The following is a 20,342-nucleotide window of genomic DNA, read 5'->3' as shown; positions in this document are numbered from 1 at the left end:
GATCTCGGTCAATTGGCTGGCGCCAAGAACAAATGTCCGCGGAGACACCACTCGAAAATACATGTTCCTGATATTCAAGATTAAATTTGGTCCGGCCTAAAACGACGAAAGCGGCGCTGCCGGCAAGCAGGCGCCGCTTTCAGGCGGGGAGGTATGTCGCATCCATTACATGGCCTTGTGTTCGTCTACATTGTCTGCGGATGGCCAGCCGAAATCCTTGCGCATGTCGATCGGCATGGACTCGATTTCGCGGGCTGCCTGCCACTGATGCCATGCGCGGGTAAGCTTGCGGGCATAGGCGGAAAGCGACGGATAGTGTTCGCCTGAATGGGATAGCTTGGTATCTCTGTAGCTGATCGTGGTCATCTCGATGTCCTTTTCTCGTATCGACCGACTGCTTCCGGTTGTGAATTCGTTGTTCCTGATATGGTCCGATGCGGCCCATCAATCAAACGAATAGAGTTTATGGATATCATCAATGTTTTTGAATGATTGGCTGATGTGTCGGATAGGGCAGCCGATCGCACTGATGATGACGATGGTGATGCCCGGACGGGCACCCAGCGCGGGGATGTTCAGGTCTGCGGCGAGGTGCTCGGGCTGCCTCGCAATCTGATCCATGGCCAATCGCCTCGTTGCCAGAATACGGCGACGGTCGATGAATGCGCGCAGGCCTTTCATGAGTGTTTCAATGGTCATCTGCCCGTCTCCATTCATCGAATTGCTCTGATGCTGACCAGATTGCGCTCACGTTGACTTTCAGACAAACAAAATGATATGGTGTTATGTATCAGAAAAATTGAAAGATGAGACGATGACAACTCCGCTTCGCCGTCCCATTCCGCTGCTCGACAACGATGTTCTGCGGACCTTCGTGGCGATTGCCGAAACGGGCAATTTTTCGACTGCTGCCGAAGCGGTTTTCCGCACGCCGTCGGCGGTCTCGATGCAGATCAAGAAGCTGGAGGAACAGCTTGGTACCACGTTGTTTCTGCGCGATGCCCGCTCCGTATCGCTGACCCAGCATGGCGAAACGCTGCTCTCCTACGCGCGCAACATGCTCGCTCTGTCAAACGAAGCGGTGTCACGTTTCATCATGCCCGAGCTCAGCGGCGTCGTTCGCCTCGGTGCGCCTGAGGATATCGGCGAGCGGGTGCTGCCTTCCATCCTCAAGAGCTTCAGCGAGAGCTTTCCGGGGATCATGGTCGATGTGACCATCGACATGAGCATGGGGATCAGAAAGCGGATGGAAGAGCAGCGGCTCGATCTGGCGTTGATCAACTGCGCCACGCGTCCGCTGCCCACCGATGGCGAGATCGTCTATCGCGAGAGGCTGGTCTGGGCGGGGGCGAAGTGTGGCACGGCGCATCGGCGCGAGCCGCTGCCGATCTCGATATGGGAAGAGGGCTGCATCTGGCGGCTTGAGGCACTGGCGCAGTTGGAACGGATGAAGCGTGATTTCCGGGTGGCGTTCCTCAGCGGTCACACGATGGCCCAGCGCGCCGCTGTGGTGTCGGATCTGGCCATCGCGCCATTGCCGCGGTCTTATGTCGGTGATGACATGGTCATCCTCGGCGCGCAGGAAGGTCTTCCCGAGCTTGGCTCTTTCGACATTCGCCTGCTGACGGTCTCACAGCTGACGCCGCCGATGCAGACGGTTGCCGAGAGCATCCGGCTTGCCTTCAGCGAAAAAGCCAAGGCGCTGGCCGCCTGACGGCCATTTGCCTGTCGTCATCGAGATGCGGAAATGCCATCTCGTCAAAAATGAAATTCCTGTGAAACCTTTTTGGGTTCAGTGCGTTATCAGCGCGCAGCAGTCACGCGACTGCCTGCGAAGAGCGATTTCAAACAAGGGATTTCCCATAATGACGACCACGGTTAAAATTGGTGCTGCCATCATGCTTATGTTTTCACTGGCCTCCTGCGCCAATACCATCCGTGGTGTCGGCCGCGATGCGGCGAACACCGTCAACGCTACGCAGGACGCCGGTCGTACGGTCGACCACGCGGCCAAGCGCTAAACGCGAAGGCCGTTAGATTTGAGCCGGTGGATAGGCTTTATCCAGACCACCGGATGCTGTCAGGCCTTTGCGAAAGGCGATATAGGCGGGATGCTGGCTCGACTTCGAGGCCTCCATCAAACGGATCTGGAGACGTGGCGGCGCTGCGTCTCCGATCCATTTTCCAAGATTTTCGAGTTTCAGCGAATTGAGGAACGGCGCGCGCGACGCGTTGTGCAGATGGCGATGTAGCCCATCGATCAGGCTGTCGTCCTGCTTGGGGTTTTCCAGCAGCAGCTTGACGTAGGCCTGGTCCTGATCACCAAGCGAAGACAGTTTCGTGGCGATCGTTTCAGGATCGGGAAACGGGGCTGAGGTCATCAGGATACTCCATGTCGTTTGTCGGCATTGGCTGCGAGTCGCATTCGACGCCTTATAGTCGATGCGCCGTCGATGGAAAACCTGCGTTGGTGCCGCCGCCATATCGACGTGCCATGAAGTGCCTGGACCGTTGCCGAAACAAAATTTCCAAAAGTGCCGAAATTTATCTTTGGTTAAGTGCTCACTAACCATCCGGTAAGAATGTGCCGCTAAGAATGGCTGCGTGGCGGGGGACAACCGCTGCTTCTCCGGATCAGGTATTGCGTCCCGGAGAAAGTGAGCCTTGCCGTGTATGGGCCAGGCGCCAGCGTATTTCGGCAAGCCGCGCGACCTTCGGGTCGGCGCGGCTTTCGCATTTGTGGCGGCTGTGATCGCGGGGGTGATTGACCGGGGCGGAAACGCCGTTGTACGTCCTTGCCAGTTTCCCGGAGTGCTGCGCCAATGACCAAAGCCATCATGCTGCAAGGAACAGGCTCCGATGTCGGCAAGACAGTGCTGGTGGCGGGGCTTTGCCGGCTGGCGGCCAATCGCGGCATCTCCGTGCGTCCCTTCAAACCGCAGAACATGTCGAACAACGCGGCCGTTGCCGACGATGGCGGCGAGATCGGCCGGGCGCAATGGCTGCAGTCGATGGCGGCAAGGGTGCCATCGTCCGTGCACATGAACCCGGTGCTGCTAAAGCCGCAGTCGGATGTCGGCAGCCAGATCATTGTCCAGGGCAAGGTATGGGGGCAGGCCAAGGGGCGCGACTACCAGCGGCTGAAGCCGCAATTGCTCGGCTATGTGCTCCAGAGCTTTTCCGAGGTCTCGAAGGGCGCCGATCTCGTCATCGTCGAGGGGGCGGGGTCTCCGGCCGAGATCAATCTCAGGCCCGGCGATATCGCCAATATGGGGTTTGCGACGCGTGCCGACGTGCCGGTGGTGCTGGTCGGCGACATCGATCGCGGCGGCGTCATCGCGTCGCTTGTCGGCACGCATACCATTCTTTCGGCCGAAGACCGGGCGGTGATTTCAGGCTATATCATCAACAAGTTCCGTGGCGACGTGTCGCTGTTCGACGACGGTATTGCTGCCGTCGAGCGCTTTACCGGCTGGCCATGCTTCGGTGTGGTGCCGTGGCTGAAAGCGGCTGGGTGCCTGCCGGCCGAGGATTCGGTGGCATTGGAGCGGTTGGCGCGCGGGCAGGCGGGGGCGCTGAAGATCGCCGTGCCGGTGCTGCCGCGGATTGCGAATTTCGACGATCTCGATCCGTTGCTTGCAGAGCCGGATGTCGAACTGGTTTTTGTTCGATCTGGCGAGCCATTGCCCGTTGATGCGCAGCTGGTGATCCTGCCGGGTTCCAAATCGACGATCGCCGATCTCGCCGATCTGCGGGCTCAGGGCTGGGATGCCGATCTGGCGTCGCATGTCCGGCGCGGCGGGTGGGTGATCGGCATTTGCGGCGGCTATCAGATGCTGGGGCGGACGGTGCGCGATCCGCTCGGCATCGAGGGCAGCGTGCTTGAGACCGAGGGGCTCGGGCTGCTCGACATTACCACCGTCATGGACGCCGAGAAAACGGTGCGCAACAGCACGGCGACGTCAGTAAACCACGGCGATGCATTGTCAGGCTACCAGATCCACCTCGGCATCACCGAGGGTGCTGATTGCGGGCGGCCGTTCGCGATCGTCGATGGCACACCTGATGGCGCCATGTCGGGCGACGGGCGTATCATGGGGACCTATCTGCACGGGCTGTTTTCGAGCGACGGCTACCGCTCGCGGCTGCTGCGGGGTTTCGGACTGGTGGGCGAAAGCCGCAACTACCGGGCTGGCGTCGAGGCGGCGCTCGATGAGGTTGCCGCCGATCTTGAGACCTGTCTCGACAAAGGCTGGCTCGACAGCCTGCTGGGCTAGATCTCGCCCGAGACCTCGCGCCTGCGGCGGTCCAGTTCTTCGCTGTAGCGGCGCAGCGTGTGGGCTTCGCTGAGCTGGCCGACCACGGTGCGCTCGACCAGATTGTTGACGACGGCGAGCGCTTCGCTTTCTGTCTTGTCGAAGATCGCGGCGGCCTGCTTGGCGTTCATCTGTGGCTGCAGGAAGTCGTTGCGGTAGCGCACGAACTCGTCGAGGCCCTGGCCCTCGTCGCCGGTGTCGGTGAGATTTGCGTAGATATCGGGGACCAGCACGAGACCGGCATATTTGCCGCTCTCTTCGACGAGGATGACGCGCTGCGCCGAGCCGATCGGGAATTTCTCCTTGAATTCTCCGATGGTGATGCCCGTTTTCGCCGTCTTGACGTCGGCACGCATCAGCTTGTCGACCGTCAGATTGCGGATCCAGCCGACATCGTGGGCGCTGCGGATACTCTCGCCGCGCAGGTGGAAGCGCCAGGTGGCGAAGGAGTAGCCGAATGTGCTGCGCACGACCAGCGACGAGGTGATGACGGCCGCCAGCACCAGGGCTGTGATCGGGAAGTCGCCGGTGATCTCAAGCGCCAGGAAGGTCATCGTCAGCGGGCCACCGATGACGGCGACTGCCAGCGAGCTCATGCCGACGACGGCGTAGATGATCGGTGTGAGCGTTGCGTGGGCGAAATAGGGGGCGGAGTAGGCGAAGAATTTTCCGAGCAGCGCCCCCATGAACAGCGACGCGAAAAAGAGACCGCCGCGAAAACCGGAGCCGATGGAGATGGCCGATGCGAAGGATTTCAGCAGGAACAGGCCGACCAGCACCGGGATTGCGACTTCGCGGTCGAGATTGAGATGCAGGGCACCGTGGCCGGCCGACAGCACCTGCGGCGTGATCAGCGCCAGCAGGCCGACGACGATGCCGCCGAGCGCCGGGCGCAGCGGCAAGGGGATGGAGCTGCGGCGTGCCAGTTCCTCGATAAAGGCGACGCCCTGCATGATCAGGATGCCGATGCCAGCGCAAAAGGCGCCGAGCAGGATTGCCGGCACGTAATCTGCCGGCATGACGGTGCCGAAATCGCCGACATCGATGATGAAATCGCTGCCGGCGAGCAGCCGGGCGACCAGGGTGGAGATCAGGGCCGAGACGACGACGGGCGTCAGCGAGACGATCGTGTAGGTGCCGATGATCAGCTCGAAAGCGTAGAAAGCGCCGGTCAGCGGCGCGTTGAAGGCGGCTGCGATTGCGCCAGCCGCGCCGCAGCCGACGAGCACGCGCAGGTCCGAGCGGCGCAGCTGCAGCTTGAAGCCGAGCTTCGAGGCAATGCCCGATGCCAGCTGCGTATAGCCGGCCTCGAGCCCGACCGAGGCGCCGAAGCCGTTGGAAATCAGGTTCTGTATGGCGACGATGATGCTGTCGGTCAGCGACAGGCGGCCACCGTGCAGCGCGTTTGCCTCGATCGGGTCGACCATCGGCTTTTTGCGGGTCTTCGCCAGGATGAACATCAGCAGGCCGAGCAGAATGCCGCCGCAGACCGGGGCCGCCAGCAACAGGAACTTGTTTTCGATCTGCGACGAACTCAGGCGCTCGACCTCGCTGATCCCGAAGATCAGGGAGTGCATCTCGCGCGAGATCAGGCTCATGCCGGTGACGGCGAGGCCCGAGGTGACGCCGATCAGCGCACCCGCAAGGACCATGCCCAATTCGCTGCGGCGCAGGAGCGCACGCATGCGCCCGGCATCCAACAAAGTGTGAAGCGGGCCGAGGCGGCGGAGTTTTATTTTCAGGAGCATGATAAGGGAAACTAGGCGGGCAACAGCCCGTTCAAGGGTCGGTGGTGGCGGGGATATCAGCGGTGCTGATCCGCTTGGCGCTCAAATGCGGCAAAAGGCCGGCAAGTGCAACAAGTTTTTATGACATAAGTGTCTGATAAAAGACGATAAATCTGGTAGAGATTGTCGTCTTGAGTGAGCGTACATGTCGTTTTCGCGCGATTGCGCGACTGGCCAAGCCGATTGACTTCGCGGCCGTGCTTGCCTAACCATCATGACATAACGAATGGTTCCGGATTGCCTAAAGCCTTCCGGATGAAAAGGGAATGTGACGGGGTGGACCCAACCAGGGCGCCTTCATCACAGCCGACCCCGCGACTGTAGAGCGGTCAGGGTCTTCCATCCGGTGTTTTGTGCGCTTTGCTGGCTGCCTGTGTGGTGCAGGCGAGCAGATCGTACAAGACAGCGGAAAAGCCACTGGTAGTGCAAGCATGATCAACCGGGGTTGGACGCCTCCTTATCTACGAATCGTCCGCTCTTTCATGATTGCAGCCGGGAAGGCGAGGAAGATCTGCTGGCGCGATCAGGGCGACCGATTTTCGGTTTGCCCTGATCGCAGCCGGGACCCGCGAGCCAGGAGACCTGCCAATCGTGCCGGGCGAAAAGCCCAACCCTGGGCATTTCGCCCAATGCCAGCACGGAGGTTGTCATGGCAGACAGAGACGTTTTTGTGCCGACTGTGTTGGCGTTGCGGACTATGGCCTTCCCATGTTCCCTCATTCCTGTGCTTTTCACAGGAAACCAGCCACCGCGCGTCGGCGCGGTGAAGGACCTTGCCAGTTTCGATGCGTGTCCTGCGCCCAAGGACTTGGGCGCAGTGGATTGCCGTGACAGGCACGGGAATGAGGGTGGATATCGCGGGCGCGCCTCGCACTCGGAAGCATTGTGCGGATGACGATGTCGTCCTCGACGCTGATTCTCGGTGGTGCTCGTTCCGGCAAGTCGCGCTTTGCCGAAAACATTGTTATCGCCAGCGGGTTCGATCGCCACTATATCGCGACCGGCCGGGCCTGGGACGAGGAAATGCGGGATCGCATCGACCAGCACAAGGCCGATCGCGGCGATCTCTGGACCACCCATGAAGAGCCGCTCGATCTGGTCGGCTGCCTTGCTGCCAATGATGGCGAGGGGCGGGCGATCCTGGTCGATTGCCTGACGCTGTGGGTCACAAACCTGATGATGGAGGAGCGCGACGTGGCGGCGGAATTTGCGGCTCTGGCCGCTTATCTGCCGCTGGCGAAAGCGCGGCTTGTCATCGTTTCCAATGAAGTCGGCCTCGGCATCGTGCCCGAGAACCGCATGGCGCGGGACTTTCGCGATCACGCCGGCCGACTGCACCAGATGATCGCGGCTGACGTCGCGGATGTGTATTTTATCGCGGCAGGCCTGCCGCTGAAGATGAAGGGTTGAGTACCATGAACCAGCAGAAAATCCCGGCAACCGTGATCACCGGTTTTCTCGGCGCCGGCAAGACGACGATGATCCGCAACCTGTTGACCAATGCCGGTGGCAAGAAGATCGCATTGATCATCAACGAGTTCGGCGATCTCGGCGTCGATGGCGACGTGCTGAAGGGCTGCGGCGCGGAGAACTGCACCGAGGACGATATCATCGAGCTGACCAACGGTTGCATCTGCTGCACCGTCGCCGACGATTTCATTCCGACGATGACCAAGCTTCTGGAGCGCGAGAACCGCCCTGACCATATCATCATCGAGACCTCGGGCCTGGCGCTGCCGCAGCCGCTGGTCGCCGCGTTCAACTGGCCTGACATTCGCACCCAGGTGACCGTCGATGGCGTGATCACCGTGGTCGATAGCGCTGCCGTTGCTGCCGGTCGGTTCGCCGACGATCACGACGCCGTCGATGCGCTGCGGGCCGAGGACGAGTCTCTCGATCACGAGAGCCCCATCGAGGAGCTGTTCGAGGATCAGCTGACCTGCGCCGACCTGATCGTGCTCAACAAGACCGATCTGCTCGACAGCGCAGGTCTTGCCCGGGTACGCGACGAGGTTGCCTCGCGTACAGCCCGCAAGCCTGTGATGATCGAGGCGAAGAACGGCGATGTGCCGGCGAGCGTGTTGCTCGGCCTCGGCATCGGCACGGAAGGCGATATCGGCAATCGCAAGTCCCATCACGAACTCGAGCATGAAGACGGTGCGCCGCATGATCACGACGAATTCGACAGCTTTGTCGTCGAACTCGGCGGCATTGCCGATCCGCTTGCTTTCGTCGACAGCCTGAAGGGGATCATCGGCGCGCATGACGTTTTGCGCGTCAAGGGTTTCGTTGATGTGCCCGGCAAGCCGATGCGCCTGCAGTTGCAGGCTGTCGGCAGCCGGATCGACCATTATTTCGACCGCGCCTGGGCGGCGGGCGAAGCACGCGGCACGCGGCTGGTGGTGATCGGCCTGCACGAGATGGACGAGAGCGCGGTGCGCAAGGCGATTGCGGCGCTCGCATAAGGCAAGAAGATGCATCTGCTTCTGGCACAGCAGGGAACGATCAGCGATGGCGAGGAGGCGATCGATCTCGGTCAGTCTTCCGGCGATATCCTGTTCCTTTCCGCCGCCGACACCGAGTTGGCGGCGATCGCTGCCGCGCATGGCCAACGTGGCCCGGCGCGGTCGCTGCGTATCGCCAGTCTGATGAGCCTCAAGCATCCGATGTCTGTCGATGCCTATATCGAGCGCACGGCGCGGCATGCGAAGCTGATCATCGTTCGTGCTTTGGGCGGTGCGAGCTACTTCCAGTATGCGCTGGAGGCTTTGCACGCGGTGGCTGCGCGCCACGGCGCGTTGGTGGCGGTGCTGCCGGGGGATTCCAAGCCGGATGCGGGTTTGACGCCGTTTTCGAATGTGCCGCTTGAGGATCTGAATGCGCTCTGGGCCTATCTGATCGAGGGCGGGGATGCGAATTCGCATGCGTTTCTGGCCTATGCCGAAGCGATGCTGTCGGGGGCCGAGAAGCCGGAGGCGGCGTCGCCGTTGATGAAGGCCGGGATCTGGTGGCCGGGGCGCGGAGTGATCGGGGTGGAGGAGTGGCGGCTGGTGTCGGCGGGTGGCGTACTGGCGCTGACGGAAGTGGTAGCCAAACCCACCGTTGCCATCTCCTTCTACCGCGCCCTCGTTCAGAGCGGCGAAACCCGCCCGGTCGAAGCGCTGATCGAAGCGCTGATGGCGGAAGGCATCCGGCCGCTGCCTGTGTTTGCCTACAGCCTCAAGGACCCCGTCTCGAAGGGTATCCTTGAGAGTGTCTTCGCCGCCACCAAGCCCGATGTCGTCATCAACACCACCGGATTTGCCGTTTCGGCACCGGGTGCTGCCCGGCAGCCGACAGTGCTGGAAGCGAGCGATGCGGTGGTGCTGCAGGCGATCTTCTCGGCGTCGTCGAAAGATGCGTGGGAGGCGTCGTCGCAGGGGCTTTCCGCTCGCGATCTCGGCATGAACGTGGCGCTGCCCGAAGTCGATGGCCGGGTTCTTGCGCGTGCCGTGTCGTTCAAGTCGGCAGCACGCTACGATGCGCTTGTCGAAGCCAATATCGTCGCCAGCGAGCCGGATGCCGGTCGCATGCAGTATACCGCGCGGCTGGCTGCCAACTGGGCGCGACTGCGCAATGCCAAGCCGCAGGAAAGGCGCGTGGCGCTTGTCATGGCGAATTATCCGAACCGCGATGGGCGGCTCGGCAACGGCGTCGGGCTGGATACGCCGGCGGGGACGATCGAGGTGTTGTCGGCGATCAAGGCGGCGGGTTATCCGGTGGCCGATATCCCTAATGATGGCGATGCGCTGATCCGGCATCTGATGGAGGGGCCGACCAATTCCGGGCACGACGGCAAGGTGGTGCGCGAAATGCTTTCATTGAGTCGTTACAGGGCTTTCTTCGAAACTCTTCCGAAAAAGATTCAAGACGAGATCGTCGATCGCTGGGGTGCTCCCGAGGCGGATGCCTATGTCAGGGACGGCGCTTTCGCGCTGCCGTTCACCCGCTTCGGCGCGGTGCTGGTCGGCATCCAGCCGGCGCGTGGCTACAACATCGATCCGAAGGAAAGCTACCATTCACCGGACCTGGTGCCGCCGCATGGCTATCTCGCCTTCTATGCGTTTCTGCGCCATGAGTTCGGCGCGCATGCCGTCATCCACATGGGCAAGCACGGCAATCTCGAATGGCTGCCGGGCAAGGCGCTGGCGCTGTCGGAGAGCTGCTATCCCGAAGCCATCCTCGGGCCGCTGCCGCATCTCTATCCTTTTATCGTCAACGATCCCGGCGAAGGTACGCAGGCCAAGCGCCGCACCGCCGCCGTGATCATCGATCACCTGACGCCGCCGCTGACGCGGGCCGAGAGCTATGGGCCGCTGAAGGATCTGGAGGCGCTGGTCGATGAGTATTACGAGGCGTCGGGCAGCGATCCCCGTCGCATCCGGCTGCTGAGCAAGCAGATCCTCGAACTGGTCGTGGATATCGGTCTCGACCGCGATGTCGGGATTGCCAAGGACGAGAGCGAGATCGAGGCGCTGAAGAAGCTGGACGCCTACCTCTGCGATCTCAAGGAGATGCAGATCCGCGATGGGCTGCATGTCTTCGGCGTATCGCCGGAGGGGCGGTTGCTGACGGATCTGACGGTGGCGCTGGCGCGGGTGCCGCGTGGGCTCGGCGAGGGTGGAGACCGGAGTTTGCAGCGGGCCATTGCTGGGGATGCGCGGCTGGCGGGTGGCACCACAGCCCCCAACAGAAAATTCGACCCTCTCGACTGCGACATGGCCGCCGACTTGACCGGCCCACGCCCGGGTATACTGGCCGCTGTCTCGACCGACCCATGGCGCACCCAGGGCGATACCGTCGAGCGCATCGAGTTGCTGGCGGCAAAGTTCGTCTCCGGCGAGATCGCTTGCCCTGAAGACTGGCAGGCCACCCGCGCCGTCCTTACCGAGATCGAAACCCGTCTCAAGCCCGCCATCCTCGCCTGCGGTCCGGCCGAGATCGGTGGCTTGCTGCGCGGTCTCGATGGCCGCTTCGTGCCACCCGGTCCCTCCGGTGCGCCGACGCGTGGCCGGCCTGACGTGCTGCCGACGGGGCGGAATTTCTACTCCGTCGATAGCCGCGCGGTGCCGACGCCGGCGGCCTATGAACTCGGCAAGAAGTCGGCCGAGCTGCTGGTCCGCCGCTATGTGCAGGATCACGGCGAGTGGCCGGTTTCCTTCGGGCTGACGGCGTGGGGCACGTCGAACATGCGTACCGGTGGCGACGATATTGCCCAGGCGCTGGCACTGATCGGGGTCAAGCCGGTGTGGGACATGACCTCGCGGCGGGTCACCGGCTACGAGATCATTCCGCCGGCGATGCTGCGGCGTCCGAGGGTGGATGTGACGCTGCGGATATCGGGTTTTTTCCGCGATGCGTTTCCGGAGCAGATTGCTTTGTTCGACAAGGCAATCCGCGCGGTCGGTGCGCTGGAGGAGGATGCCGGGGACAATCCGATTGCCGAGCGGATGCGCGGCGAGGCGGCGCGGCTTGCGGCTGCAGGGCTCGATGGGGTTCAGGCGAAGCGTCGGGCAGGATATCGGATCTTCGGTTCTAAGCCGGGTGCTTATGGCGCGGGATTGCAGGCGCTGATCGACGAGAAGGGCTGGGAGCGTCGGGCGGATCTGGCCGAGGCCTATCTGGTCTGGGGCAGCTATGCCTATGGCGCCGGCGAAGAGGGACGCGCCGAGCGTGGCGTGTTCGAGGAGCGGCTGCGGTCGATCCAGGCGGTGGTGCAGAACCAGGACAATCGCGAGCACGACCTGCTCGACAGCGACGACTATTACCAGTTCGAGGGCGGCATGGCGGCGGCGGCCGAACAATTGGCCGGGGCGCGGCCATCGATTTATCACAACGACCACTCTATGCCGGAAAAGCCGGTGATCCGCTCGCTGGAGGAAGAAATCGGCCGGGTGGTGCGTGGCCGCGTCGTCAATCCGAAATGGATCGATGGCGTGATGCGCCATGGCTACAAGGGCGCTTTCGAGATTGCCGCGACGGTCGATTATCTCTTCGCGTTTGCGGCGACGACAGGTGCCGTCGGCAATCATCATTTCGAGGCGGTGTATCAGGCGTTCGTCGCCGATCCGAAGGTTCGCGATTTCATGATCGAGAAGAACCCGGCGGCCTTCGAGGAGATGAAGGCGCGGCTCCTGGAGGCGATCGATCGGCAATTATGGACGCCGCGCAGCAATTCGGCGCAGTTCGATCTCGCCGGTACCAACCACGACATATCCAGCGGTCGCGAGGCCGAGGACAAATTCAAGCTTGCATCCGGGGAATGACGACATGACTGAGGAAACCACCGAAACACCAGGCCATGACGACGCGCGCCATGCCGACAAGATGGCGAAGAAAAAAGCTGCACGCGACAAGATCATGGCGACCAAGGTCGGCGAGAAGGGGCTCGTCATCGTTCACACCGGCAAGGGCAAGGGCAAGTCGTCCTCTGCCTTCGGGATGATCTTCCGGCATATCGCCCATGGCAAGCCGAGTGCGGTGGTGCAGTTCATCAAGGGGGCGATGTGGACGGGCGAGCGTGACCTGATCGAGAAGCACTTCTCCGACATCTGCCAGTTCCACACGATGGGCGAGGGCTTTACCTGGGAAACGCAGGACCGCGCCCGCGACGTGGCGGCGGCAGGGGCTGCATGGGAGAAGGCCAAGGAGTTGATTCGCGACGAGCGCAACTCGATGGTCCTTCTCGACGAGATCAACATTGCTCTGCGCTACGACTACATCGATATCGCCGAGGTGGTGGCGTTCCTGAAGGCCGAGAAGCCTTATATGACCCATGTCGTGCTGACAGGTCGCAATGCCAAGGACGAACTGATCGAGATTGCCGATCTGGTGACCGAGATGGAGCTGATCAAACATCCGTTCCGCTCCGGCATCAAGGGACAGGCGGGCGTGGAATACTGATGACACAGAGCTGGATTTTCTGGGCAATTCTTTCTGCCGGCTTTGCAGCCCTGACGGCGATCTTTGCCAAGGTCGGGGTGGCGGGCGTCAATTCCGATTTCGCGACGCTGATCCGCACCGTCGTCATCCTGTGTATCATCAGCGCCATCGTTGCGGCGACGGGGCAGTGGCAGCCGTTTTCCAGCATCTCGTCGAAGACATGGCTGTTTCTATGTCTCTCGGGGGCTGCGACCGGGGCGTCGTGGCTTGCCTATTTCAGGGCGCTGAAGATCGGGGATGCAGCGCGGGTGGCGCCGATCGACAAGCTGTCGATCGTTCTCGTCGCTATTTTCGGGGTCATTTTTCTCGGCGAGAAGCTGAACATGATCAACTGGCTTGGCGTCAGCCTGATTGCCGGTGGGGCGTTGCTGCTGGCGCTGTTCTAGCGTTTTCGGCCAAGCCGGGCATGCGGGCCGGCATATCCCATGTCGGCTCGACGCTGGTGCTGACCTCAGATGCCGAGCCAGACTCGGATCGGGTTGGCTGAATCCGACAGCAGCTTGATGGTGAAGGCGATGCAGACAACGACCAGCAGCGGCTTGATCAGCCTGGCGCCGGTGCGCATGGCAAGCCTTGAGCCAAGCTGGGCGCCGAGAAACTGGCAGACGCCCATCATCAGGCCGATCTGCCACAAGGTCGCGCCGAACGACGCGAAGACAATGAGGGCGCCGATATTGGAGCCGAGGTTGAGCAGCTTGGTGTGGGCCGTCGCCTTCAGCATGCCGAAGCCGGCGAGCGACACGAAGGACAGCATGAAGAACGAGCCGGTGCCAGGGCCGAAAACGCCGTCGTAGAAGCCGATGGCCGGCACCAGCGTCAGGCCGAAGACGAAGGGCGTGATGCGGCGGTGGCTATCGACGTCGTTGAGATTGGGCTTCAGTGCAAAATAGAGCGCGATGGTCACCAGCAGGACAGGCATGATCGCCCGCAGCACGTCGCCGGGCACGATGGTTGCAAGGGCCGCGCCGACAGCGCCGCCGAAGACCGCCATCAATGCCATCGGCAGCTGTTCGCGCAGATTGACATGCCCCTTGCGGGCATAGGCGATGGTGGCAGAGGCCGACCCGAACATCGCCTGGACCTTGTTGGTGCCCAGTGTCTGCAGTGGCGGAATGCCTGCGATCAGCATGGCTGGAACGGTGATCAGGCCGCCGCCGCCAGCAATGGCATCGACAAAGCCGGCGAAGAACCCAGCTGCGGCAAGAAGAAAGATGAGATGGGGGGCGAGATCGGACAATGCGGGAACCTGTAGGACTGCTGAGATGCCGGAGTGCTGAAATGTTGAAATTCCCGGCAACGGCGGGCATGTTGCATTTACCGGCTGTTGCTGCAATGGCTGGTGGGACACAGGCAACAGGCTTTCGCATGCCGCATGAATGAACTCTCCCTGGACACCAAGCGCTGCTACGTGCTCGGGCTCGGCTGCGAGCGCGCGACGCCGACCGAAGAGGTGCTGGCGCTTGTGCGACAGGCGCTTGATCTGACCGGCATAGAACCAGGCCAACTTGCGGGTCTCGCTTCCATCGACAGTCGTAACGGCGAGCCGGCGCTGCAGGCGGTCGCGGCATTGTTCGACATCCCAGCCATATTCTTCGATCCCGCAACGCTGGAGCGGGAAACGCCCAGGATCAGCAATCCTTCGGCCGTCGTCTTTGCGCGGGTCGGCTGCCACGGCGTTGCCGAGTCTGCGGCGATGGCGGCAATTGGGGTCGATGCCGAACTGGTGCTGCCGAAGATCAAATCGGCGCATGCGACAGCTGCGATCGCTTGCGCCCTGTTGCAGAAAGACTAGCGCTCGCTATGGTGGCCGCCGATCTCGCGACGGTCATTCCGGCTGGCCGCGATTGTGCTGATATCATGAAAGAGGGACGATCTATGCAGAAGGTTATCTACGATACGGATCCGGGCGTCGATGATGCGATGGCGCTGCTTTTCCTGCACCGTCATCCCGAGATCGACCTTATCGGCATCACCACCGTGTTCGGCAATGCATCGATCGAGACGACCACCCGCAACGCGCTGTTCCTGAAGCGCGAATGGGATATTCCGGCACCTGTCGCCAAGGGCGCTGACATAACCATCGATCCATCCCGCAAGGGTGGTGCATGGCCGACCTTCGTGCATGGTGATGATGGCCTCGGCAATATCGATGTGCCCGAGACCGTCGATGTGCCGCTCGATCCGCGTCCGGCCTACAAGTTCATCATCGACACGGTGCGGGCCAATCCGGGCGAGGTGACGCTGGTCGCCGTCGGGCGGATGACCAACCTTGCGCTGGCGCTGAAGGAAGACCCGGAGATTGCCGGCCTGGTGAAGCAGGTGGTGATCATGGGCGGCAATTTCTATGTGCCGGGCAATGTGACGCCGGTTGCGGAAGCCAATATCCACGGCGATCCGGAAGCTGCCGACATCATCATGACGGCGCCCTGGCAGGTCGTCGTCATCGGTCTCGACGTGACGGCGATCACGACGATGAGCCGCGGCTATCTCGGCGAGATGGCGGCAAAAGGCGACAAGGCGGTGCAACTGCTCAACGACCTGTCGCAGTTCTATATCGATTTCTACAAGCACGCCGTCGAAGACGGGATGATGGTGCATGACAGCTGCGCCTGCGTCTACGTTGTGGCGCCGGAGCTGTTCACCACCATCACCGGCAGCGTGCGCGTGGTCTGCGGTGGCATTGCCGATGGGCAGACGATCGTCAAGCAGGACGGTCGCCGCTTTCCGCCGGGCAATTGGGACGGCCTGCCGAGCCAGATCGTCTGCACCGGCATCGAATCGCAGACGGTGGTCGATATGATCCGCGATACGCTGCTCAGCGCTTAACCAGCCTCAACCTCCAGTCGGAAATCGTTCAATCAGGTCTCGGTGCAAGCGCATTGGCGAATCTGTTCAGCCGTTTGCGCCGATCTCCTCATGTTTCGAATCCGGTTGTTGATACGACGATTCAAGCGATGCAGCCGGACCGGATTCGTCGTTCCGGCAGCGTTGACCTTGCCAGCCGCGGGGCATAGATCATCTTCATGATCGAAACGGCACTTTCCCATCTTCCGGCCATGGAACCCGGTAGCGTCTGGCTCGCGGGGGCGGGGCCCGGCGACCCTGGTTTGCTGACGCTACTTGCCGTCAAGGGGCTGATGGAGGCCGATGTGGTCGTGCATGATGCGCTTGTCGATGCCGACTGCCTGAAGCTGGCTCGGCCGGATGCATTGCTCGAATATGCCGGCAAGCGCGGCGGAAAGCCGTCTGCCAAACAGCTGGACATTTCTCTGCGGCTCGTCGAGCTGGCAAAGGCCGGCAAGCGTGTGCTGCGGTTGAAGGGTGGCGATCCGTTCGTCTTCGGGCGCGGCGGCGAAGAGGCGCTGACGCTGGTCGAGCACAATATTCCGTTCCGCATCGTGCCTGGGATTTCGGCCGGGATCGGCGGGCTTGCCTATGCCGGGATTCCGGTCACGCATCGCGACATCAATCATGCCGTGACATTTCTCACCGGCCACAATTCCTCGGGGCTGGTGCCTGACGCGATAAACTGGGATGCTATCGGCAAAGGCTCACCCGTTATCGTCATGTATATGGCGATGAAGCATATCGCCGAGATCAGTGCCAGGCTGATTGCCGCTGGACGCTCCCGCGAGGAGCCCGTAGCCTTCGTCTGCAATGCGACGACGTCCGCGCAGCAGGTTCTGGAAACGACGCTCGGAGAAGCGCCGGCTGCGGTTCTGGCGTCTGGTCTCGAGCCGCCGGCCATCGTCGTGGTCGGCGAGGTGGTGCGGCTGAGAGGGTCTCTGGATTGGCTGGGCGCGCTCGCCGGGCGGCGGTTGCATCCCGATCCATTCCGGCAGCCTGATAGCAAGGAGACGGCATGAGTGGCCTGTTGATTGCAGCCCCGTCCTCCGGGTCTGGGAAAACCACGGTAACGTTGGGGTTGCTGAGGGCGCTGCGCAAGCGTGGGGTCGAGGTCGCGCCTGGCAAGGCCGGGCCCGATTACATCGATCCTGCCTTTCATGCTGCCGCCAGCGGTGCAGCCTGTCTCAACTTCGATCCCTGGGGGATGCGGCCTGATCTGATCGCGGCGAATGCGACGCTGCACCGCTCCGGCGATCGGCTGCTTGTCATCGAGGCGATGATGGGCCTGTTCGATGGGGCGGCAGACGGCAAGGGCACGGCAGCCGATCTTGCGGCGATGCTCGGCCTGTCCGTCATTCTCGTCGTCGATGCCTCGCACATGTCGCAATCGGTGGCGGCACTGGTGGCCGGGTTTGCAGGCTTTCGCGCCGACGTCAGGATCGCCGGGGTCATCCTCAACAAGGTCGGCGGTGATCGTCACGAGATGATGCTGCGGCAGGCGCTGGATGCGATCCGCATGCCTGTTCTTGCAGTCGTCCGGCGCGACAGCGAAATCGCGCTGCCGGAACGACATCTCGGGCTGGTGCAGGCGGGCGAACACGAGGCGCTGGAGACGTTCATCGAGCATGCGGCGCAGGCAGTGTCGCAGGACTGTAATTTCGATTTCCTGATGCGTGTTGCAAGGCAGGGGCTGGCGAAGCCATCGACTGCAAACATCGACCGGTTACCGCCGCTCGGTAGCCGGATCGCCGTTGCCCGCGATGTCGCCTTTGCGTTCTGCTACGAGCACATGCTGCTCGGCTGGCGGCGGCGCGGCGCCGATATCTCGTTCTTCTCGCCGCTCGCCGATGAGGCGCCGGAGCGCACCGCCGATGCCATCTATCTGCCCGGCGGTTATCCGGAGCTGCATGCCGGACGGATTGCGGCGGCTTCGACATTCCGGGCGGGACTGCGGCAGGCGGCAGAGGGTGGCGTGCGTGTTTATGGCGAGTGCGGCGGCTATATGGTGATGGGTGACGGGTTGATCGATGCCAGCGGCGAGCAACATGCGATGCTCGGATTGCTGCCCCTGGTCACGACCTACGAGGAACGCCAGCGTCATCTCGGCTACCGCAGGGTTTCGCCTCTCAACGGCTCGTTCTTCACGCAGCCGATGACGGCGCATGAGTTTCACTATTCGTCCGTCGTTTCGGAAGGCGAGGCGGACCGCCTGTTCAAGGTCACCGATGCATTGAACAACGACCTCGGCAGCGCCGGGCTGCAGCGCTGGCAGGTGGCCGGATCCTACATGCATCTGATCGATCTTGCCGCCGAGACATCAGGACAAGCGACTGGCCCGGTGACCAGTCAAGTAACCGGTCAAGCAAGCGGGTTGGCAAAATGAATGCTCCGATCGTCCATGGCGGCGGCATCACGGCTGCCGCGGCGCTCTATGGTGGCAAGCCCGAGGATTGGCTCGACCTTTCCACCGGGATCAGCCCGTTTCCGGCCGACCTGCCCGATATTCCGACCCGTGCCTGGCACAGGTTGCCGGATGATCATCTCGTCAGCGCGGCGCGACAGGCGGCACGCGGCTACTACCGGAGCGGCGAAAGTCTGCCTTTGCCCGTGCCCGGCACGCAGTCGGTCATCCAGCTTCTGCCGAGGTTGCTCGGTGGGCCCCGGCGCATTGCCATTCTCGGGCCGACCTACGGCGAGTACGAGCGGGCTTTTCGTGTGGCCGGCTGTCATGTCGATATGCTGGAGGGGATCGAGGGGATCACCGATGATCATGCGCTTGTCGTGATCGTCAATCCCAACAACCCGGATGGTCGCATTTATGCGCCGGACAGTCTGATCGGCCTTAGCCAACGCATGGCGGCGAGGGGCGCGCTGCTTGTGGTCGATGAGGCATTCGGGGATACTGTGCCGGTGGCCAGCGTCGCTGCCGATGTGGCGGGCCAGGCCAATCTGATCGTCTTGCGGTCTTTCGGCAAATTCTTCGGCCTTGCCGGCTTGCGGCTCGGATTTGTGATTGCGGTGCGGCCAATCCTCGATCAGTTCGAGAGCCTGCTGGGGCCGTGGGCCGTGTCCGGCCCTGCTCTGTCGATTGCCGCCTCATTGCTGAATTCCGATACGGAGCGGATGCGGCTGGCCATCACGGAGCGAAGCGATGCGCTGCGTGGCGTACTGGAGCGGTGTGGTCTTTCCGTTCGCGGCGGTACCGCGCTGTTTTCGCTAGTCGATCACCACGCAGCCGATGCGTTGCATGCACATTTGTGTGTCCACCACATTCTGGTCCGCAAGTTCGATTATGCCCCTCGTTGGCTTCGTTTCGGGGTCACCGCGGATATGGAAGGCGACCGTCGGCTCGCCGATGCCTTGTTGAGTTTTGACGCATGATTTTTGAACTGAATCTTCTCGTGCTGGTGCTTGCCCTGACGCTCGACAGGATTGTCGGCGACCCCGATGTGCTGTGGGCGCGGTTGCCGCATCCGATCGTGCTGTTCGGCAAGGCGATCTCGCGGATGGATGGGTGGTTCAATCGCGCCGAGTTCACCAAGGAAAAGCGGCGTCGGAACGGCGTGCTGGCGATCGTCGTCTTGCTGCTGCTCTCCGTGGCGGCCGGTCTGGTGCTGCACTGGTTCTTCGCACTGTTCGGTCTTGCCGGCATTCTGCTCGAAGTGATCTGCGTCACGGTGTTCCTCGCGCAGAAGAGCCTCGCCGATCACGTCGAAGCCGTTGCCGCGGGTCTGAAGGAGAACGGCGTTGCCGGTGGCCGCAAGGCCGTGGCGATGATCGTCGGTCGCGATCCCGAGACGCTTGACGAACCGGCGGTCTGCCGCGCGGCGATCGAGAGCCTCGCCGAAAACTTTTCCGATGGCGTGGTGGCACCGGCGCTCTGGTATGTCGTGTTCGGCCTGCCGGGGCTGCTTGCCTACAAGATGCTGAATACGGCCGATTCGATGATTGGCCACAAGTCGGAGCGCTATCTCGATTTCGGCTGGGCCTCGGCGCGCCTCGATGACCTTGCCAACTGGCCTGCGGCGCGGCTGTCGATCGCACTGATCGCTGCCGGGGCCTGGCTGAAGCGCGGCAGTGCTGCGTGCCGCGAGGCGTTCCGGATCGCGATGCGCGATGGCGGCATGCACCGGTCTCCGAATTCCGGACGGCCGGAGGCGGCGATGGCGGGTGCGCTGAACGTCCAGCTTGCGGGGCCGCGGGTTTATTCAGGCGTCGTCGTGATGGAGCCGATGATCAATGGCAGCGGGCGCGAGACGGCGGTGGTCGAGGATATCGAGACCGGCGTGTCGGTGTTCTACGCCAGTTGTTCGGTTCTCACCTTCGTTGTTCTGGCGATTTTCCTGTTTCTTTTATAAGCCGCCACGGATAGTTTTATCGTCTTGATTACCATGATCCTTAAATCAATATA

The 20,342-nt window shown here is 62.2% G+C and carries 19 protein-coding genes and 1 riboswitch; of the genes, 14 read left to right on the top strand and 5 right to left on the bottom strand.

Going from position 1 to position 20,342, the window contains the following annotated elements; all coding sequences use genetic code 11:
- Window positions 1-165 precede the first annotated feature (165 nt).
- Window positions 166-366 (bottom strand): hypothetical protein, encoded by a 201-nt coding sequence (locus GVL52_RS20845; RefSeq protein ID WP_160010669.1) that lies wholly within the window; start codon window positions 364-366, stop codon window positions 166-168.
- A gap of 78 nt (window positions 367-444) precedes the next feature.
- The gene (locus GVL52_RS20840; RefSeq protein WP_160010667.1) at window positions 445-699 is read right to left on the bottom strand and encodes a hypothetical protein; all 255 of its coding nucleotides are present in this window, start codon (window positions 697-699) and stop codon (window positions 445-447) included.
- 73 nt (window positions 700-772) lie between these two features.
- Here GVL52_RS20840 and GVL52_RS20835 point away from each other — a divergent pair, with 73 nt between their 5' ends.
- Window positions 773-1,714, top strand: a complete 942-nt coding sequence (locus GVL52_RS20835) for a LysR family transcriptional regulator (RefSeq protein ID WP_200847869.1) — start codon at window positions 773-775, stop codon at window positions 1,712-1,714.
- A 151-nt stretch (window positions 1,715-1,865) separates the two neighbouring features.
- Window positions 1,866-2,021, top strand: coding sequence for an entericidin (locus GVL52_RS20830; RefSeq protein WP_160010663.1), 156 nt, complete (start codon window positions 1,866-1,868; stop codon window positions 2,019-2,021).
- A gap of 12 nt (window positions 2,022-2,033) precedes the next feature.
- On the opposite strand, the gene GVL52_RS20825 is transcribed toward GVL52_RS20830, so the two are convergent.
- Window positions 2,034-2,381, bottom strand: a complete 348-nt coding sequence (locus GVL52_RS20825; RefSeq protein WP_200847872.1) for a hypothetical protein — start codon at window positions 2,379-2,381, stop codon at window positions 2,034-2,036.
- Window positions 2,382-2,822: 441 nt separating this feature from the next.
- On the opposite strand from GVL52_RS20825, the gene GVL52_RS20820 reads away from it, so the two are divergent.
- Window positions 2,823-4,277, top strand: a complete 1,455-nt coding sequence (locus GVL52_RS20820) for a cobyric acid synthase (protein ID WP_160010661.1) — start codon at window positions 2,823-2,825, stop codon at window positions 4,275-4,277.
- Here GVL52_RS20820 and GVL52_RS20815 read toward each other — a convergent pair.
- Window positions 4,274-6,064 carry a chloride channel protein gene (locus GVL52_RS20815; protein ID WP_160010659.1) on the bottom strand — a complete coding sequence of 597 codons (1,791 nt, stop codon included), beginning with the start codon at window positions 6,062-6,064 and terminating at the stop codon, window positions 4,274-4,276. The two genes, GVL52_RS20820 and GVL52_RS20815, sit on opposite strands and share 4 nt — an antisense overlap.
- A 249-nt stretch (window positions 6,065-6,313) precedes the next feature.
- Window positions 6,314-6,708: riboswitch (cobalamin riboswitch) on the top strand.
- Window positions 6,709-6,994: 286 nt separating this feature from the next.
- Here GVL52_RS20815 and cobU point away from each other — a divergent pair.
- Genes cobU through GVL52_RS20790 form a run of 5 tightly spaced genes read left to right on the top strand, consistent with a single transcriptional unit; the run spans window position 6,995 to window position 13,470 of the window.
- A complete protein-coding gene (gene cobU, locus GVL52_RS20810) occupies window positions 6,995-7,513 on the top strand; it encodes a bifunctional adenosylcobinamide kinase/adenosylcobinamide-phosphate guanylyltransferase (protein WP_160010657.1) in 519 nt (172 codons plus the stop codon).
- A 5-nt stretch (window positions 7,514-7,518) separates the two neighbouring features.
- Entirely contained in the window at window positions 7,519-8,568 is a 1,050-nt protein-coding gene (cobW, locus tag GVL52_RS20805) for a cobalamin biosynthesis protein CobW (protein ID WP_160010655.1), read from the top strand.
- A gap of 9 nt (window positions 8,569-8,577) precedes the next feature.
- On the top strand, window positions 8,578-12,408 hold the full coding sequence (gene cobN, locus GVL52_RS20800; protein WP_160010653.1) for a cobaltochelatase subunit CobN: 3,831 nt from the start codon (window positions 8,578-8,580) through the stop codon (window positions 12,406-12,408).
- A gap of 4 nt (window positions 12,409-12,412) precedes the next feature.
- Window positions 12,413-13,045, top strand: a complete 633-nt coding sequence (gene cobO / locus GVL52_RS20795) for a cob(I)yrinic acid a,c-diamide adenosyltransferase (RefSeq protein ID WP_160010651.1) — start codon at window positions 12,413-12,415, stop codon at window positions 13,043-13,045.
- Window positions 13,045-13,470: an EamA family transporter gene (locus GVL52_RS20790; protein WP_160010649.1), complete on the top strand. Its 426-nt coding sequence runs from the start codon at window positions 13,045-13,047 to the stop codon at window positions 13,468-13,470. Before cobO ends, GVL52_RS20790 begins: the two co-directional genes overlap by 1 nt.
- A gap of 65 nt (window positions 13,471-13,535) precedes the next feature.
- Here GVL52_RS20790 and GVL52_RS20785 read toward each other — a convergent pair whose 3' ends face one another.
- On the bottom strand, window positions 13,536-14,321 hold the full coding sequence (locus GVL52_RS20785) for a TSUP family transporter (protein WP_160010647.1): 786 nt from the start codon (window positions 14,319-14,321) through the stop codon (window positions 13,536-13,538).
- Window positions 14,322-14,456: 135 nt separating this feature from the next.
- Between GVL52_RS20785 and GVL52_RS20780 the strand changes: the two genes are divergently transcribed.
- The 6 genes from GVL52_RS20780 (at window position 14,457) to cbiB (ending at window position 20,289) form a co-directional block, all read left to right on the top strand.
- A complete protein-coding gene (locus tag GVL52_RS20780; protein WP_160010646.1) occupies window positions 14,457-14,876 on the top strand; it encodes a cobalamin biosynthesis protein in 420 nt (139 codons plus the stop codon).
- Between the two features lie 83 nt (window positions 14,877-14,959).
- Window positions 14,960-15,910, top strand: a complete 951-nt coding sequence (locus tag GVL52_RS20775) for a nucleoside hydrolase (protein WP_160010644.1) — start codon at window positions 14,960-14,962, stop codon at window positions 15,908-15,910.
- Window positions 15,911-16,107: 197 nt separating this feature from the next.
- Window positions 16,108-16,950, top strand: coding sequence for a uroporphyrinogen-III C-methyltransferase (gene cobA, locus GVL52_RS20770; RefSeq protein ID WP_160010642.1), 843 nt, complete (start codon window positions 16,108-16,110; stop codon window positions 16,948-16,950).
- The gene (locus GVL52_RS20765; RefSeq protein ID WP_160010640.1) at window positions 16,947-18,314 is read left to right on the top strand and encodes a cobyrinate a,c-diamide synthase; all 1,368 of its coding nucleotides are present in this window, start codon (window positions 16,947-16,949) and stop codon (window positions 18,312-18,314) included. The genes cobA and GVL52_RS20765 overlap by 4 nt, the downstream gene beginning before the upstream one ends.
- Window positions 18,311-19,312, top strand: coding sequence for a threonine-phosphate decarboxylase CobD (cobD, locus tag GVL52_RS20760; protein WP_160010638.1), 1,002 nt, complete (start codon window positions 18,311-18,313; stop codon window positions 19,310-19,312). The genes GVL52_RS20765 and cobD overlap by 4 nt, the downstream gene beginning before the upstream one ends.
- Window positions 19,309-20,289 carry an adenosylcobinamide-phosphate synthase CbiB gene (cbiB, locus tag GVL52_RS20755; RefSeq protein ID WP_160010636.1) on the top strand — a complete coding sequence of 327 codons (981 nt, stop codon included), beginning with the start codon at window positions 19,309-19,311 and terminating at the stop codon, window positions 20,287-20,289. The genes cobD and cbiB overlap by 4 nt, the downstream gene beginning before the upstream one ends.
- Window positions 20,290-20,342: the final 53 nt, after the last annotated feature.

Origin of the sequence: Rhizobium sp. 18055 (assembly GCF_902706285.1) — a bacterium.
Lineage (GTDB): Bacteria > Pseudomonadota > Alphaproteobacteria > Rhizobiales > Rhizobiaceae > Rhizobium.
This window is presented reverse-complemented; position numbering and strand designations above follow the sequence as displayed.

Excerpts from the sequence above, each read along its gene's own strand:
- GVL52_RS20845 (WP_160010669.1), bottom strand. The coding sequence starts at position 366 with ATGACCACGATCAGCTACAGAGATACCAAGCTATCCCATTCAGGCGAA.
- GVL52_RS20840 (WP_160010667.1), bottom strand. The coding sequence starts at position 699 with ATGACCATTGAAACACTCATGAAAGGCCTGCGCGCATTCATCGACCGT.
- GVL52_RS20835 (WP_200847869.1), top strand. The coding sequence starts at position 773 with ATGATATGGTGTTATGTATCAGAAAAATTGAAAGATGAGACGATGACA.
- GVL52_RS20830 (WP_160010663.1), top strand. The coding sequence starts at position 1,866 with ATGACGACCACGGTTAAAATTGGTGCTGCCATCATGCTTATGTTTTCA.
- GVL52_RS20825 (WP_200847872.1), bottom strand. The coding sequence starts at position 2,381 with ATGACCTCAGCCCCGTTTCCCGATCCTGAAACGATCGCCACGAAACTG.
- GVL52_RS20820 (WP_160010661.1), top strand. The coding sequence starts at position 2,823 with ATGACCAAAGCCATCATGCTGCAAGGAACAGGCTCCGATGTCGGCAAG.
- GVL52_RS20815 (WP_160010659.1), bottom strand. The coding sequence starts at position 6,064 with ATGCTCCTGAAAATAAAACTCCGCCGCCTCGGCCCGCTTCACACTTTG.
- cobU (WP_160010657.1), top strand. The coding sequence starts at position 6,995 with ATGACGATGTCGTCCTCGACGCTGATTCTCGGTGGTGCTCGTTCCGGC.
- cobW (WP_160010655.1), top strand. The coding sequence starts at position 7,519 with ATGAACCAGCAGAAAATCCCGGCAACCGTGATCACCGGTTTTCTCGGC.
- cobN (WP_160010653.1), top strand. The coding sequence starts at position 8,578 with ATGCATCTGCTTCTGGCACAGCAGGGAACGATCAGCGATGGCGAGGAG.
- cobO (WP_160010651.1), top strand. The coding sequence starts at position 12,413 with ATGACTGAGGAAACCACCGAAACACCAGGCCATGACGACGCGCGCCAT.
- GVL52_RS20790 (WP_160010649.1), top strand. The coding sequence starts at position 13,045 with ATGACACAGAGCTGGATTTTCTGGGCAATTCTTTCTGCCGGCTTTGCA.
- GVL52_RS20780 (WP_160010646.1), top strand. The coding sequence starts at position 14,457 with ATGAATGAACTCTCCCTGGACACCAAGCGCTGCTACGTGCTCGGGCTC.
- GVL52_RS20775 (WP_160010644.1), top strand. The coding sequence starts at position 14,960 with ATGCAGAAGGTTATCTACGATACGGATCCGGGCGTCGATGATGCGATG.
- cobA (WP_160010642.1), top strand. The coding sequence starts at position 16,108 with ATGATCGAAACGGCACTTTCCCATCTTCCGGCCATGGAACCCGGTAGC.
- GVL52_RS20765 (WP_160010640.1), top strand. The coding sequence starts at position 16,947 with ATGAGTGGCCTGTTGATTGCAGCCCCGTCCTCCGGGTCTGGGAAAACC.
- cobD (WP_160010638.1), top strand. The coding sequence starts at position 18,311 with ATGAATGCTCCGATCGTCCATGGCGGCGGCATCACGGCTGCCGCGGCG.
- cbiB (WP_160010636.1), top strand. The coding sequence starts at position 19,309 with ATGATTTTTGAACTGAATCTTCTCGTGCTGGTGCTTGCCCTGACGCTC.